Annotated in this window: 16 protein-coding genes; 9 read left to right on the forward strand and 7 right to left on the reverse strand. The window is 60.1% G+C overall.

All coding sequences use genetic code 11. From position 1 onward, the window contains the following. Positions 1–50 precede the first annotated feature (50 nt). From folX to ACI77D_RS05095, 4 genes are read right to left on the reverse strand one after another with little or no spacing between them, the layout of a single operon-like run. Positions 51–422: a dihydroneopterin triphosphate 2'-epimerase gene (folX, locus tag ACI77D_RS05080; RefSeq protein ID WP_003194073.1), complete on the reverse strand. Its 372-nt coding sequence runs from the start codon at positions 420–422 to the stop codon at positions 51–53. A 2-nt stretch (positions 423–424) separates the two neighbouring features. Beyond that, on the reverse strand, positions 425–985 hold the full coding sequence (gene folE, locus ACI77D_RS05085) for a GTP cyclohydrolase I FolE (RefSeq protein ID WP_064454097.1): 561 nt from the start codon (positions 983–985) through the stop codon (positions 425–427). 20 nt (positions 986–1,005) lie between these two features. Further along, positions 1,006–1,716 carry a dihydromonapterin reductase gene (folM, locus tag ACI77D_RS05090; protein WP_064454096.1) on the reverse strand — a complete coding sequence of 237 codons (711 nt, stop codon included), beginning with the start codon at positions 1,714–1,716 and terminating at the stop codon, positions 1,006–1,008. Positions 1,717–1,773: 57 nt separating this feature from the next. Beyond that, positions 1,774–2,331: an antibiotic biosynthesis monooxygenase gene (locus ACI77D_RS05095; protein WP_128590117.1), complete on the reverse strand. Its 558-nt coding sequence runs from the start codon at positions 2,329–2,331 to the stop codon at positions 1,774–1,776. Between the two features lie 212 nt (positions 2,332–2,543). On the opposite strand from ACI77D_RS05095, the gene ACI77D_RS05100 reads away from it, so the two are divergent. Next, positions 2,544–3,503 carry a MerR family transcriptional regulator gene (locus tag ACI77D_RS05100; protein ID WP_064454094.1) on the forward strand — a complete coding sequence of 320 codons (960 nt, stop codon included), beginning with the start codon at positions 2,544–2,546 and terminating at the stop codon, positions 3,501–3,503. Positions 3,504–3,505: 2 nt separating this feature from the next. On the opposite strand, the gene ACI77D_RS05105 is transcribed toward ACI77D_RS05100, so the two are convergent. Continuing rightward, a complete protein-coding gene (locus ACI77D_RS05105) occupies positions 3,506–4,111 on the reverse strand; it encodes a hypothetical protein (RefSeq protein WP_064454093.1) in 606 nt (201 codons plus the stop codon). A 58-nt stretch (positions 4,112–4,169) separates the two neighbouring features. Continuing rightward, positions 4,170–4,637, reverse strand: a complete 468-nt coding sequence (locus ACI77D_RS05110; RefSeq protein ID WP_064454092.1) for a PAS domain-containing protein — start codon at positions 4,635–4,637, stop codon at positions 4,170–4,172. 130 nt (positions 4,638–4,767) lie between these two features. Between ACI77D_RS05110 and ACI77D_RS05115 the strand changes: the two genes are divergently transcribed. Then, positions 4,768–5,223, forward strand: coding sequence for a flavodoxin (locus ACI77D_RS05115; RefSeq protein ID WP_407016172.1), 456 nt, complete (start codon positions 4,768–4,770; stop codon positions 5,221–5,223). On the opposite strand, the gene ACI77D_RS05120 is transcribed toward ACI77D_RS05115, so the two are convergent. Beyond that, on the reverse strand, positions 5,204–6,100 hold the full coding sequence (locus tag ACI77D_RS05120; RefSeq protein WP_407016173.1) for a LysR family transcriptional regulator: 897 nt from the start codon (positions 6,098–6,100) through the stop codon (positions 5,204–5,206). The two genes, ACI77D_RS05115 and ACI77D_RS05120, sit on opposite strands and share 20 nt — an antisense overlap. A 98-nt stretch (positions 6,101–6,198) precedes the next feature. On the opposite strand from ACI77D_RS05120, the gene ACI77D_RS05125 reads away from it, so the two are divergent. The 7 genes from ACI77D_RS05125 to ACI77D_RS05155 all read left to right on the forward strand — a co-directional run bounded on the left by ACI77D_RS05125 (position 6,199) and on the right by ACI77D_RS05155 (position 13,787). Continuing rightward, the gene (locus ACI77D_RS05125; protein WP_064454089.1) at positions 6,199–6,585 is read left to right on the forward strand and encodes a CidA/LrgA family protein; all 387 of its coding nucleotides are present in this window, start codon (positions 6,199–6,201) and stop codon (positions 6,583–6,585) included. Continuing rightward, positions 6,575–7,261: an LrgB family protein gene (locus ACI77D_RS05130; protein ID WP_064454088.1), complete on the forward strand. Its 687-nt coding sequence runs from the start codon at positions 6,575–6,577 to the stop codon at positions 7,259–7,261. The genes ACI77D_RS05125 and ACI77D_RS05130 overlap by 11 nt, the downstream gene beginning before the upstream one ends. Positions 7,262–7,401: 140 nt before the next feature. Then, positions 7,402–8,184 (forward strand): class II aldolase/adducin family protein, encoded by a 783-nt coding sequence (locus tag ACI77D_RS05135; protein WP_407016174.1) that lies wholly within the window; start codon positions 7,402–7,404, stop codon positions 8,182–8,184. Next, the gene (locus tag ACI77D_RS05140; protein WP_407016175.1) at positions 8,184–9,086 is read left to right on the forward strand and encodes an alpha/beta fold hydrolase; all 903 of its coding nucleotides are present in this window, start codon (positions 8,184–8,186) and stop codon (positions 9,084–9,086) included. The genes ACI77D_RS05135 and ACI77D_RS05140 overlap by 1 nt, the downstream gene beginning before the upstream one ends. Positions 9,087–9,217: 131 nt before the next feature. Then, a complete protein-coding gene (locus ACI77D_RS05145) occupies positions 9,218–10,129 on the forward strand; it encodes an SDR family oxidoreductase (RefSeq protein WP_407016176.1) in 912 nt (303 codons plus the stop codon). Positions 10,130–10,611: 482 nt separating this feature from the next. Further along, entirely contained in the window at positions 10,612–12,402 is a 1,791-nt protein-coding gene (locus ACI77D_RS05150; protein WP_064454084.1) for a DUF1302 domain-containing protein, read from the forward strand. A 26-nt stretch (positions 12,403–12,428) separates the two neighbouring features. After that, positions 12,429–13,787, forward strand: coding sequence for a DUF1329 domain-containing protein (locus ACI77D_RS05155; protein ID WP_064454083.1), 1,359 nt, complete (start codon positions 12,429–12,431; stop codon positions 13,785–13,787). Positions 13,788–14,005: the final 218 nt, after the last annotated feature.

Raw genomic sequence — 14,005 nt, forward strand, 5'->3', positions numbered from 1 at the left:
CTTCAAGCTGCAAGTTGGAATGCGTATGGCTTCTAGCTTAAAGCTTGCGGCTAGCGGCTTGCAGCCAGGGTTATTGAAACCGACTCGGCAAAACGCAGCGCGTGGGGCTTGTCCACCTCGACTTCGGCGTACAGCACCGATTCGTTGCTCATCACCAGGTCCAGCAACTCCTGGGTCAGGCGCTCCAGCAGGGCGAAGCGGTTGCCTTCCACGTGGGCGATAATGGCCTTGGTGATGGTGCGATAATTCAGCGCGTGGTCGATATCGTTGTCGCGCACGGCTTCCTGAGCGGCATACAGGATGGTCAGGTTGATCAGCACGTCCTGCTTGTTGAGGATCTCATCCTCGTTGATACCGATAAAGGTGCGCAGGCACAGGTCTTTGACCCGGATGCGCGCCATGCCTGGTTGAAGTTGTGGCATTGCTACTTGCTCCGTCCGATCAGTTGCAGGAACTCCATGCGCGTGGTGTTCGACTCGCGGAAAGCGCCGAGCATCACCGAGGTGTTCATGGTTGAATTCTGTTTTTCCACGCCGCGCATCATCATGCACATGTGCTTGGCTTCGATCACCACGGCCACGCCGGCGGCCTGGGTGACCTGCTGGATGGCGTCGGCGATTTGCCGCGTGAGGTTTTCCTGGATCTGCAGGCGCCGCGCGTACATGTCGACAATGCGCGCCAGTTTCGACAGGCCGAGCACCTTGCCGGTCGGAATATAGGCTACATGGGCCTTGCCGATAAAGGGCAGCAGATGGTGCTCGCAGAGTGAATACAGCTCGATATCCTTGAGGATCACCATCTCGTCATTGTCGGACGCGAACAGCGCGCCGTTGACGATTTCGTCCAGGTTCTGCTCGTAGCCATGACACAAGTACTGCATGGCCTTGGCAGCGCGCTTGGGGGTGTCGAGTAAGCCTTCGCGTTCCGGGTCTTCGCCCAGGCCTTCGAGGATTTCACGGTAGTGTTGGGGCAGGGACAAGTTCATACAACATCCTCACAAACGGCTTACTTGATATGCCGCCCGCCGTTGACGGTCAGGGTGGTACCGGTGACATAGGGGTTGTCCAGCAGGTAACGCACGCTCTGGTAGATCACCTCCGGCCCAGGCTCGAGGCCGAGTGCCGATTTGGCCAGGACCTTGGCGCGATAGGTCGCGTCATCGCCTTCGTTGAACATCACCATCGCCGGGGCGATGCCGTTGACCTTGATCGTTGGCGCGAACTGCGCGGCAAATGACAACGTGAGGCTGTCCAGGCCTGCCTTGGTGGCGCAATAGGCGATGTGTTGGCGGCTGCCCTTGCGCACCACGTCATCGCTGATATGCACGATATCGGCGGGTGAAGAGCGTTGCAGCAAAGGTGAACAATGCAGGTTGATCAAGTACGGCGCAAGCATGTGCACGCTGAACATGTCGGTAAACGCGCGGCTTTCGTCGCCGGGCGTTTCTGCGACCCACGCCGAAGCGTTGTGGATGATCGCGCGCAGGCTGTCGGTATGGGTTTTGAGTGCGGCGATGAAGGCCAGGATCCCGGCTTCACTGGAGAAATCGGCAAACACGCCGAGCGCACCACGCTCACGCAAGGCCGCAACGCCTGGGCGTTCGCTGCGGTAGCTGAAAATCACCGAATGGCCCTCGTCCAGCAGGCGTTCGGCGCAATGCAGGCCGACACGCTGGCCGGCACCGGTAATCAGGATCGGGGCGTTCGTTGCAGTCATGGGAGGCTCAAGTCGCTGGCAGATTGAAACTATACCAGCGACCGGCCAGCCCTGTACTCACGCAGCAGCTTCGGTGACCTTACGCGGCGGCGCGGGGTGCAACCAGCTCGCCAGCAGGTGCGTCGACAGCGGAATAAAGAAGTAAACCATCAGGGGCGTGAGCGCGAGTGTGCTGACCAAAACGCGGCTGAACAGGTCAAGCTCGCTGAGCAGCGGCTCCAGGCCGAAGTTGAACAGCAGCGACACCGGGAAAAATGCCAGCCAGATCGCCACGGCCTGTTTCCAGCGCGGTGGTCGCGCACCCACGGCGCCGAACCAGCCATCAATACCACTGACGCGATGCTCGGACGGGTCGGCAAACAGCTCGCTGCCACGGCTTAGCCAGGCGCCGCGCGACGCGGAGAACTCCCAGGCGTGCAGGGTTTTTTCGTCGGCGAAGCGGAAGATAATCTGAAACTCATCATCGTTGGGCGGCGGTGCAAGGACGCCGGAACCCAGGTAACCGGGGAAGTCGGTGGCCAATTGCTCGCCTTCGCGCAGCCAGGCCATCAGTTCTTCATAGCGCCCTTTGGCCACGCGGCGCGCAACCATCAAGGTAACGGGTGAGGTAGACATTGTGTATCTCCAAATATCAGGTGCGCTGAACCGGGTAGGTAACGCGCAAAGATGGCGGCCGGGTTAGGCCACCACCTGAAAAACAGGCAAGGATTATTCCTGTTTTGAAAAATTACGCCAGTGACATTGGTCCGAAGATCCCGGCCCTTGAAAAGGACAAGTATTAAGGCGTTAAATGGGCTCCAAATTCACGCGGACGTTTTCGACCTCTGATGCCCGAAATTACTGCGCCTACTCACGAAATTGCCTCTGAAAATCGCGCTGATTCCGCAGCGTTGTTTCCGATTCGTGAAGTCTCAAGATTGACAGGTGTGAACCCCGTCACATTACGTGCATGGGAGCGTCGTTATGGCCTCATCCAGCCTACGCGCACCGAAAGTGGGCATCGCCTCTACTCCAACGCTGATATTGAGACCGTCAATCGCATTCTCGATTGGATTGAGCGAGGCGTGGCCGTGAGCAAGGTCGGCAAGATTCTTGCGCGCGATGATCAGCAGGCCAGCGCCGTTCGCGCAGAGCGCGATGCCGTCGAAGAGAGCGAATGGCCGCAGTGGCGGGCGCGGTTGGTGCAGGCAGTCAGTGCCTTTGACGATCGTCAGTTGGAGAGCCTGTACGGGCAGATTCTTGCGACCTACCCGCTTGGCGTGGCGTTCCAGGATATCCTCATGCCTCTGTGGAATGACCTGCTGCGCCATCAGGGCCGATTCGGCCAAGCCAGCGAGTGGCTTTTTTACGATTCCTTCCTGCGCATACAGACCTTTCTGCGCCTGCAGGTCGCGTGTGTCTCACCTGCGCCCCGAGTATTGCTGACAGCCATGCCTGGCGAGTGCCGTAAATTGGAGTTGCTGGTGGCGGCGTTGCTGATGAGTCGCGATGACCTGGCGGTGAAGGTGCTTGGCATGGGCCAGCCCTTTGAAGAATTGACGCTGGTGTGTGAAAGAATGCATCCCCAGGCGCTGATTATTTTCTCCAACCATTCACACAATCAGGATCTGGCTGGGCGCTTGAGTCGCCTGGCGTTGACCCTGGATTGCCCGCTGTTTCTCGCCGGTGTCGCTTCGGACTTGTCCGAGAAGGATTTTGCGGGTTCCTCCGTAGGCTGCCTGGGCAATGAAGGCAGCTTGATGCGGCGCCGCTTGCAGCAGTTTCTCAGCGGCGGGCTGGATACCTGATATCAGGCGTGTACATGCGGGTGGACCAGTCGGTGCTGGTGCAGGATGAACTGGCGCAGGCGTTCGATCTCCTCCGCATCGCTTTGGCTCAGGCGGTAGGCGAACAAACCTCGGGCGGTCTCCCGCTCCAGCGTGCCACGCAGCGCAATACGCTCGTAACCGGACGGGCTGAACCACAGGGAAAAGGTTTTCGGCGGTTTGACCCGGCCGCGAATCTCCACCAGCACGCCTTTGAATGACACCTCATGCACCCACAGCGCGCCGGGGTTGCCCTTGGCGGTCTCCATCACCACCGGTGTTTCCAGCGCCAGGCGCCACGGGCGGATCATCGGGCCGTCTTCAAAAATGCTCGGTACCCCCAAGCGCAAGTGAACCGCATGAAACTCATCCTCCACCAGGTGCAAAGGGAAGGTGAGTTGCTGGTTGTCGAACTGCGCCTGGATGGTGACGTGGTCGTGAGCGGCCAACCGCGTGAGCAAGTCGCGAATCTGTGCACCGCCGTTGACGGTCAGGCTCGACCATGCGTCCCGCAGATTGAGCTGCGGGTTGTGCTGCATGTCCTGGATAAAATCCAGTTCGTCCTGCGTCAAGAGAGCGTCGCGGTGCATGGATGTAGCTCAAGGATGAGGTACTAAAAAGCCATTATCCCTCTAAAGGCCTCGTTTACTACAACTTGTTATTTCCGCTCGTCGTTTCAAGTGCTGCCAACTGCGCTTTAAGCTGAGCCACTTGCGCCTCCAGCTGCGCGACGCGTTGTTGCGCTTTCACCTGCGCCGTGACGTCTTTTTGCACGCCGACGAAATACGTCTGCTTGTCCGCCTCGTTATAAACCGTCGACAGCGACAGCTCATTCCAGAAATGCGTGCCGTCCTTGCGGTAGTTGCGCAGGATTTCCCGGCAGGATCCACCGCTGTCGAGAGCTTCGCGGATGGCCATCAGCGCCGGCTGATCGCGATCACCCGCCTGCAGGAAGCGGCAATCCTGATAAAGAATTTCGTCCAGGGCATATCCCGTCAGGCGCTCGAACGCCGGGTTAACGTAGATCAGTGGTTTGTCTTTGCCTTCTCGTTCGGCGACGACGATGCCGTCGTTTGAAGCAGCAATCACCATTTGCATCAGCTTGGCGTTAATCATTGAGCAGTCCATGGCTGGTTTTTCAGAGCTTGGAGTTTATGGCAAGTTTTGAATGTTGCACCGTGCGCACTGAAATATTTGCGTCAGCTGCTAATATCCCACGCTTTCGCTCAACTACAGGATCAGATTGATGAAAGTCGCCATCCTTTCCGGCTCGGTCTACGGCACGGCTGAAGAAGTTGCCCGCCACGCTGCCAACATCCTCAAAGAGGCCGGTTTTGACGCCTGGCACAACCCTCGCGCCAGCTTGGCCGACGTGCAGGCCTTTGCCCCTGAAGCCTTTCTGGCGGTGACCTCGACCACTGGTATGGGTGAGTTGCCCGATAACCTGCAACCGCTGTATTCGATGATTCGCGACCAACTGCCCGCCGCCTGGCGTGGCCTGCCCGGTGCAGTCATCGGCCTGGGCGACGCCAGTTACGGCGACACGTTCTGCGGTGGCGGCGAGCAAATGCGTGAGCTGTTTGGCGAGCTGGGCGTGCGCGAAGTGCTGCCGATGCTGCGTCTGGACGCCAGCGAAAGTGTCACCCCGGAAGCCGACGCCGAGCCTTGGCTGGCCGAGTTGGTCACTGCACTGCGCGGTTGACCGGGAATTCGCGCAGCAACGCCAGCCAGGCTTGGGCGGCTTTGGACAGATAAGCGCCCTCACGCCAGATAAAGGCAATGTCCCAGCTCACGTAGTCGGGCGCCTTGAGTGTCAGGCGCACCACGCCTGGCCGCACCAACCCGCGGGCGACCACACTGGGCAGCAACACCACGCCCTGGCCGGCCGCGACCAGGGCCGCCAGAAAGTCCGCCTGGCCGCTGCGACCGATTTCTTTGGGCGTGAAGCCCAATTGCTGACATGCCTGCATCAGCCGGTCATTGAGTACAAAACTGCGCTGGTACATCAGGAACGGCGTGTCTGCCAATTCTTCCAGGCGCACTTGGGCGTTGTCGGCCAGGGGATGATCCATCGGCAACAAGGCATCCAGCGGTTCATCGCAGAAGGCCTGCCAGGCAAACGCCGGGTCGCTGGGCGTCAGGCTGCCGCCCACATCCAGCTCGCCGTTCAAAATCGCTTGCTCGATGGTGCGACTGCCACCCTCCAGCAATTGGATGGTGACCTTCGGATAACGCCTGCGGTATTCGGCGAACAGCCCCGCAAACAACGAATCGCCGGCCAATAGCGGCAGGCCCAGGCGTAACTCGCCACGGGTCAGTTGCTGCATATCATCCAGTTCACTGAGCAATTCGTTTTGCAGGCGCAGCATGGCCTCTGCGCGCTGCAATACCACCGTGCCGGCAGCCGTCAGGCGGATGTGTGAGCCGTTGCGTTCCAGCAGCGCCGTACCGAGGCTCTGTTCCAACTGTGCGACCTGCTTGCTGACGGCGGATTGGCTGATATGCAGGGTTTTCCCGGCTTGGGTAAACCCCCCTCGGTGGATCACTTCGACGAAGCTGCGCAGCTGTTTGAATTCCATTGTCAGGATTCCAGTTTGGAATAGCATGCAGTCTAACAATTCGCTGTGGGGATGAGGGCGGCCTCTTTAAAATGGCGGCCTGCGAGGACCCAAAGCTCATGAAACGTTTTACCTTCAAACATCTTGGCCGCCTGCTGACGGAATTGGTCGTACTGCTGGCGATCTATCTGCTGGGCACTCAACTGTCGGTCTGGTTCGCCTGGCCAATCCCGGGTGGCGTCGTGGGCCTGGGGCTGTTGCTGGCGACATTCGCCAGTGGGCTGGTCAAGCCGGCCGCCCTGCAACTGGGTGCCGGGGTGTTGATGGCAGAAATGCTGTTGTTCTTTATCCCGGCCCTGATGAGCCTGCTCGACTACGGTGGCCTGGTGCGCAATGACGGCTGGCGCATCCTGCTGGTGATTGGCTTCAGTACCTTGTCGGTGATGTTGGTGACTGCGTTCACCGTGGAAATGGTCTGCCGCTGGAGCATGCGCCGTGAAGCTTGAGCTGATGCCGGTGTTCTGGCTCGCCCTGACCCTGGGCGCCTATATTTTCAGCCGCTGGCTCTACCGCCGCACCGGGCGCTACTTGCTATCACCGTTGATCCTGGTGCCGGCGCTGCTGCTGGCGGTGGCCGTGCCGATGAAAACCGCCTACGCCGAATACGCCACCGATACGCACTGGTTGATGCTGGTGCTGGGGCCGGTCACCGTGGCGTTTGCCGTGCCGATCTGGCAACAGCGCCGCTTGTTGGCGCGCCACTGGTCGGCGTTGCTGCTGGGGATGGTGGCGGGCAGCGCGGCCTCCATCGGCACCTCGTTCGGGCTGGCCAAGGCATTGGCGTTAAACAGCTCTGTGACCCTGTCCTTGTTGCCGCGCTCGATCACTACGCCGTTTGCCATGCCGGTATCCTCCGACCTCGGTGGCGTACCGGAACTCACTGCCGTATTTGTGATGTTCACCGGCGTGTTCGGCGCCATGCTCGGTGGTGTGCTGCTCAAATGGTTGCCGCTGCGCACACCCTTGGCGCGGGGTGCGTTGTTTGGCGTGGGCGCCCACGGCGCGGGCGTCAGCCGGGCGCAGGAAGTGGGCGGCGAAGAAGGTTCGGTCGCGGGGCTGGTGATGGTCTTGACGGGTTTGCTCAACCTGTTCGCCGTGCCTTTATTGGCGGCGCTTCTCTGACGCGAGTTGGACTATTCTCATGACTGACTCGCTCAGTCATCAAGCTGGCTGCGAAGGCAACTACTTGCGCCACGGCGTCTGACTAGACTGGTCCTTCATTCAAAAAAACAATAAGAACGTGAACCAAGGAGGTTGTTACCGTGAGCCTAGCCCCCGTTCCATCGTCACAGAATGTCAAAGACCAGGTCAGCGCTGCCGAATGGCAAACCCGCGTCGACCTGGCGGCCTGCTATCGGCTGGTGGCGATGCATGGCTGGGACGATCTAATTTTCACGCATATTTCCGCCAAAGTGCCCGGCACCGATGATTTCCTGATCAACCCCTATGGGCTGATGTTCCACGAGATTACCGCGTCGAGTCTGGTCAAGATCGACCAGGCGGGCAAAAAGCTGATGGACAGCCCCTACGAGATCAACCCTGCGGGCTACACCATCCACAGCGCCATCCATGAAGTCCGCCATGACGTGGTCTGTGTCCTGCACACCCATACGGCGGCCGGCGTTGCGGTGTCGGCGCAGAAGCAGGGCGTGTTGCCGATCAGCCAGCAAGCCACCTTTGTGTTGTCCAGCCTGGCGTACCACGCCTATGAAGGTGTGGCGCTGAACCACGAAGAAAAGGCGCGCCTGCAGGCGGACCTGGGCGACAACAACTTCCTGATGCTGCACAACCACGGCCTGCTGACGTGCGGTGGCACCATCGGCGACACGTTCCTGATGATGTTCACGTTTCAGCGCGCCTGCGATATCCAGGTATTGGCGCAAAACGGTGGCGCCGAATTGATTGCGATCGAGCCGCAGATTTTGGCGGGCGCCAAGGCGATGGTGGCAGCTGTCACAAAGAGCGCCCAAGGTATGGGCGGTGCACTGGCGTGGCCGGCGCTGTTGCGTAAATTGGACGTGCAAGATCCCGGGTATAAAAGCTGATGCCTCTCGCCGAAATCCCGCTCAGAGCCTGGCGCAAACGTGCCCAGACGTTCGTGTTTCGTGGCCACACGGTCCGTTACTGGGTGGCCGGGCAGGGCGAGCCGTTGCTGTTGATTCATGGTTTTCCCACCGCCAGTTGGGACTGGCATTACCTGTGGCAGCCCCTGGCCCAGCGTAACCTGGTGATTGCGTGCGACATGCTTGGGTTTGGCGATTCGGCTAAACCGCTGGATCACGCGTATTGCCTGTTGGCGCAGGCCGACCTGCAACAGGCGCTGCTCGACTACCTGCGCGTGGAGCAGCCGGTGCATGTGTTGGCCCATGACTACGGCGACAGCGTCGCTCAGGAATTACTGGCTCGCCATTACGAAGCTCGCTTCGCGATGGCCAGCTGTGTGTTCCTCAACGGCGGGCTGTTTCCGGAAACCCACCGCCCGGCCCTGGTGCAGAAACTGTTGCTCAGCCCAATCGGCTGGATGATCGGCCGCGCCTTCGGGCGGAATGCCATGTCGGATAGCTTCAGTCAGATTTTCGGCCCGAATACGCGGCCCAGTGAAAGTGCTCTGGATGACTTCTGGAGCCTGATCAGCTGCAATGACGGCCCGCGCATCCTGCACAAACTGATCGCTTATATTCCCCAGCGCCGCCGCCTGCGTGAGCGCTGGGTGACGGCAATGCAGCGCGACGGCGTGCCAATGCGGGTGATCGACGGCGAAGTCGATCCGATCTCCGGTGCCCATATGGTGGAGCGTTATCATCAGTTGGTGCCCAACGCCGACACGGTGTTGCTGGCCAATATCGGCCACTATCCGCAGATCGAGGCGCCCGTGCTGGTGCTCAAGCATTACCTCGAGTTTCGCGAGCGAATGGGCCAGCCGGCGCCGTGTGTTGCCTATTCCTGAGCGGCCTGCTGTTGTGGGGTAATCATCCCGCTGCCTTATCGAGCACCATTCAGCCTCGGCTGACTTTATTGTGACCAGAGGCTGCGTGCCTGACACTCAACCCATTCCCATTGTCGCCAGCGGAGTTCGGTATGAGTGAGTCAGTGCAGTTCCAGGATAAGGTCGTGATCGTCACCGGTGCCGGCGGCGGGTTGGGCCGGGCCCATGCGCTGCTGTTTGCCAGGCACGGGGCCAAAGTGCTGGTCAATGATCTCGGCGGTTCAACCCAGGGCGAAGGCGCCAGTGCCTCGGCCGCCGACCGGGTGGTGAATGAAATCCGCGAGGCTGGCGGCATTGCCGAGGCCAACCATGACTCCGTTACCGACGGCGACAAAATCGTGCAGAACGCGCTCGACGTCTTCGGTCGTGTTGACGTCGTGGTGAACAACGCCGGCATCCTGCGTGACAAGACCTTCCAAAAAATGGACGACAGTGACTGGGACCTGGTTTACCGGGTGCATGTCGAAGGTGCCTACAAAGTCACCCGCGCTGCCTGGCCGCATATGCGCGAGAAAGGTTATGGCCGTGTGATCTTCACCGCGTCCACCTCGGGCATCTATGGCAACTTCGGCCAGTCCAACTACGGCATGGCCAAGCTTGGCCTGTATGGCTTGACCCGCACCCTGGCGCTGGAAGGGCGCAAGAACAACATCCTGGTCAACGCTATTGCCCCCACCGGCGGCACGCGCATGACCGAAGGCCTGATCCCGCCGCAAGTGTTCGAACGCCTCAAGCCGGAACTGGTCAGCCCGTTGGTGGTGTACTTGGGCAGCGAGGCGTGCCAGGAAACCTCCGGGCTGTTCGAAGTCGGCGGCGGCTGGATCGGCAAGACCCGTTGGGAACGCAGCCTGGGTGTGGGGTTCGACCCGGAGGCCGGGTTTTCGCCGGACGATGTGGCGGCGCACTGGGCGCAGATTTGTGACTTCGAGGGCGCGGTGCACCCCAAGGACACGATCGAAGCGTTGGCGCAGATGATGGCCAACTTGCAGAAGTTCAGCCTCTGATCGTTGCTTGAACACTGTTTAATCTTACGGGGCGCTAAGGGCGCCCCGTTTTTTTGGCACATAAAAAAGGCCGCTGCAAAGGCAGCGGCCGAAGTAAGACGTTGGATCAAGGAGCGATAAATCAACGTCAGTGAACACAGGTAACAGATTGAATACATTGACCAATCTATTGAAATTCGACTTTTCTCCCGAAGTCGGGAGCGGGCGGTTTGCCCTGAAAGCCCGGTAAGAATAGTCGGTTGTAACAAAATGAGTAATAGCGGTTCATGACAAGGACTGTTACTTAATTTGCAACAGTCTTGAAGCGAGCGATCCATCCCCCTGATAACCCGCCATCCACCTGATCCATAGCCCCGCCCAAACCCCGGCCAGGGCCCCTGCTAATCCTTTCGAGCGACAGTGCGAATACCCCTTTGGTGCGCTTATCGCTCCTGACGAGCGGCAGTAGGGTGGGGCCTTCTGTCACTCACCGGGGAAGACGCATGACAAAAACAACAATGCGCGCCATCTTCACGCCACAGGCGCTGGCCACTGCGGTTGCGCTGGGCTGCTGCGCCCAGGCGCAGGCTGTGTCGTTCAACATTGGCGAAATCGAAGGGCAATTCGATTCCTCGCTGTCGGTCGGCGCCAGTTGGGGCATGCGCGATGCCGACAAAAAACTGGTGGGGATTCCCAATGGCGGAACGGGGCAGGCGTCCACCGGGGATGACGGGCGGCTGAACTTCAAGAAGGGCGAAACCTTCTCCAAGATCTTCAAGGGCATTCACGACCTGGAGCTCAAGTACGGCGACAGCGGCGTGTTTGTGCGCGGCAAATACTGGTACGACTTCGAACTGCAGGACGAAAACCGCGAATTCAAGCAAATCAGCAATAACCATCGCGACGAGGGCGCGCGCTCCTCCGGTTACGAGCTGCTTGATGCGTTCGTCTATCACAACTATTCCATCGGCGACTTGCCGGGCAACGTGCGTGTCGGCAAGCAGGTGGTGAGCTGGGGCGAGAGTACGTTTATCGGTAACTCGATCAACAGCATCAACCCGATCGACGTGTCGGCTTTCCGTCGTCCGGGCGCCGAGATCAAGGAAGGCCTGATTCCGGTGAACATGCTGTTCGCCTCTCAGAGCCTCACCAATCAGCTGTCGGTGGAAGGTTTCTACCAACTGAACTGGGAAAACACCGTGGTGGATAACTGCGGCACATTCTTCGGTAACGACGTGGTGGCCCATGGCTGCAACGGCAACTACACCGTCGGTAGCCCGGCGATTGCGCCATTGCAACCGGTGGCCGCAGCGTTCGGCCAGGGCTTCCAGGTGACGCGCGAAGGTGTGGTCGTGCAACGTGCATCGGACCGTGAAGCCCGCGATGGCGGCCAGTTCGGCGCGGCGTTGCGCTGGCTCGGCGATGACACCGAGTACGGCCTGTACTTCATGAATTACCACAGCCGCACACCCACCGTGGGCACGATCACCGCCAACACCAACCTGGCCACCATCGGGCGTATCGCGGCGACCGCCAACGCCATCGCACCCGGCAGCGGCTCGGGCCTGGCCCAGAGCACCATGCTCGGCCGTGGCCAGTATTACCTCGATTACCCGGAAGACATTCGCCTGTACGGCGCGAGTTTCTCCACCACCTTGCCTACCGGCACGGCCTGGACCGGCGAAATCAGCTATCGCCCGAATGCGCCGGTGCAACTCAACACCACCGACCTGACCCTGGCGCTGGTCAACCCGATTGCCGGCCAAACCGCCTCGCCGATCCGCAGTTCGTTCGGCTCGGATAACTCAGGCTACCGCCGCAAGGAAATCACCCAGATCCAGAGCACCATGACCCAGTTCTTCGACCAGGTACTGGGCGCCGAACGCCTGACCCTGGTGGGCGAGGCGGCCTTCGTGCACGTCGGTGGGCTGGAATCCAAAACCAAACTGCGCTACGGCCGTGATTCGGTGTACGGCGCCTACGGTTTCGGCGGCGACACCGATGGTTTCGTCACGGCCAACTCCTGGGGTTATCGCGCCCGGGCAATCCTTGACTACAACAACGTGTTTGCCGGGGTGAACCTCAAGCCCAACCTGTCCTGGTCCCAGGACGTCAGCGGCTATGGCCCCAACGGCCTGTTCAATGAAGGCGCCAAGGCGATCAGCGTCGGCGTGGATGCGGACTACCGCAACACCTACACCGCCAGCCTCAGCTACACCGACTTTTTTGGCGGCGACTACAACACCCTCACCGATCGCGACTTTATCGCCCTCAGCTTCGGCGTGAACTTCTGACTTGGTTTAAGGAAGGACAAGAACCTATGCGTAAGCTATTTGCAGTGATGGCCCTGAGTATGCTGGCTGCCCAAGTCTTGGCCGCCGTGTCGCCCGAAGAGGCCGCCAAGCTCGGCACCAGCCTGACGCCGGTCGGCGCCGAAAAAGCCGGCAACGCCGACGGCTCAATCCCGGCCTGGACGGGCGGCATCCCGAAAAACGCCGGCGCAGTGGACAGCAAGGGCTTTCTCGCCGACCCATTTGCCAATGAAAAACCGCTGTTCGTGATTACCGCCGCCACGGTGGACAAGTACAAGGCCAAACTCTCCGACGGCCAGGTGGCGATGTTCAAGCGCTACCCCGAGACCTACAAGATCCCGGTGTACCCGACGCACCGCACGGTCAATCTGCCGCCGGACATCTATGAGTCGATCAAGCGCAGCGCCCTGAATGTGCACGCGATCAACGACGGCAACGGCCTGGAGAACTTCACCGGCAACCGCTACTACGCGTTCCCGATTCCGAAGAATGGCGTGGAAGTGCTGTGGAACCACATCACCCGTTACCACGGCGGCAACCTGAAACGCATCATCACCCAGGCCACCCCGCAGACGAACGGCAGCTACACGCCGATCCGCTTCGAGGAAGAAGTGGCGGTGCCGCAGGCTATCCCGGATATCGACCCGGCCAAGGCGGCCAACGTGTTGAGCTTTTTCAAACAATCGGTCACCGCCCCGGCGCGGTTGGCGGGCAACGTGCTGCTGGTGCACGAGACTCTCGACCAGGTGAAAGAACCGCGCCTGGCCTGGATCTACAACGCCGGCCAGCGCCGCGTGCGGCGTGCGCCGCAAGTGTCGTATGACGGCCCAGGCACTGCCTCCGACGGCCTGCGCACCACCGATAACTTCGACATGTTCTCCGGCGCTCCCGACCGCTATGACTGGAAACTGGTCGGCAAAAAAGAGATGTACATCCCTTACAACAGCTACAAGTTGGACTCGCCGACCCTCAAGTACGACGACATCATCAAGGCCGGGCATATCAACCAGGACCTCACCCGTTACGAGCTGCACCGGGTGTGGGAAGTGGTCGGCACCGTCAAGCCGAGCGAGCGGCATATCTACGCCAAGCGCCACATGTACATTGACGAGGACAGCTGGCAAGTCGCGCTGGTGGACCACTACGACGGCCGTGGCCAGCTGTGGCGTGTTGCCGAAGGCCATGCGCAGTTCTATTACGACCACCAGGTGCCGGCCTACACCGTGGAAACCCTGTACGACATCATCGCCGGTCGCTACATCGCGCTGGGGATGAAAAATGAGGAGAAGAGCAGCTTCGTGTTCGGCTTTGCGGCCAAGGCGGCGGATTACACGCCGGCGGCGTTGAGGTCTACGGGCGTTCGCTGATCTTCCATTTGAAATGCAATCAACCTGTGGGAGCTGGCTTGCCTGCGATAGCGGTGGGTCAGCCGGCCCACCTGTCACTGCTACATCGCCATCGCAGGCAAGCCAGCTCCCACAGTGACCGTCTTCCACTTTAGGGTGAAGTGGAATCCCGGCTTTTTTATGCCTGCCAATCACCCCGCTGAATACTTCTTCAACAACCGCCGACCACAGGACTAGGG

It is taken from the genome of Pseudomonas sp. O39 (assembly GCF_045447295.1).
Taxonomy (GTDB): Bacteria; Pseudomonadota; Gammaproteobacteria; order Pseudomonadales; family Pseudomonadaceae; genus Aquipseudomonas; species Aquipseudomonas antarctica_A.

Bases quoted from the DNA above. Each gene is read 5' to 3' on its own strand.
- ACI77D_RS05125 (WP_064454089.1), top strand. From the start codon at position 6,199: ATGAAACGTTTTACCTTCAAACATCTTGGCCGCCTGCTGACGGAATTG.
- ACI77D_RS05105 (WP_064454093.1), bottom strand. From the start codon at position 4,111: ATGCACCGCGACGCTCTCTTGACGCAGGACGAACTGGATTTTATCCAG.
- ACI77D_RS05155 (WP_064454083.1), top strand. From the start codon at position 12,429: ATGCGTAAGCTATTTGCAGTGATGGCCCTGAGTATGCTGGCTGCCCAA.
- ACI77D_RS05110 (WP_064454092.1), bottom strand. From the start codon at position 4,637: ATGATTAACGCCAAGCTGATGCAAATGGTGATTGCTGCTTCAAACGAC.
- ACI77D_RS05140 (WP_407016175.1), top strand. From the start codon at position 8,184: ATGCCTCTCGCCGAAATCCCGCTCAGAGCCTGGCGCAAACGTGCCCAG.
- folX (WP_003194073.1), bottom strand. From the start codon at position 422: ATGCCACAACTTCAACCAGGCATGGCGCGCATCCGGGTCAAAGACCTG.
- ACI77D_RS05095 (WP_128590117.1), bottom strand. From the start codon at position 2,331: ATGTCTACCTCACCCGTTACCTTGATGGTTGCGCGCCGCGTGGCCAAA.
- folM (WP_064454096.1), bottom strand. From the start codon at position 1,716: ATGACTGCAACGAACGCCCCGATCCTGATTACCGGTGCCGGCCAGCGT.
- ACI77D_RS05115 (WP_407016172.1), top strand. From the start codon at position 4,768: ATGAAAGTCGCCATCCTTTCCGGCTCGGTCTACGGCACGGCTGAAGAA.
- ACI77D_RS05150 (WP_064454084.1), top strand. From the start codon at position 10,612: ATGACAAAAACAACAATGCGCGCCATCTTCACGCCACAGGCGCTGGCC.
- folE (WP_064454097.1), bottom strand. From the start codon at position 985: ATGAACTTGTCCCTGCCCCAACACTACCGTGAAATCCTCGAAGGCCTG.
- ACI77D_RS05100 (WP_064454094.1), top strand. From the start codon at position 2,544: ATGCCCGAAATTACTGCGCCTACTCACGAAATTGCCTCTGAAAATCGC.
- ACI77D_RS05120 (WP_407016173.1), bottom strand. From the start codon at position 6,100: ATGGAATTCAAACAGCTGCGCAGCTTCGTCGAAGTGATCCACCGAGGG.
- ACI77D_RS05145 (WP_407016176.1), top strand. From the start codon at position 9,218: ATGAGTGAGTCAGTGCAGTTCCAGGATAAGGTCGTGATCGTCACCGGT.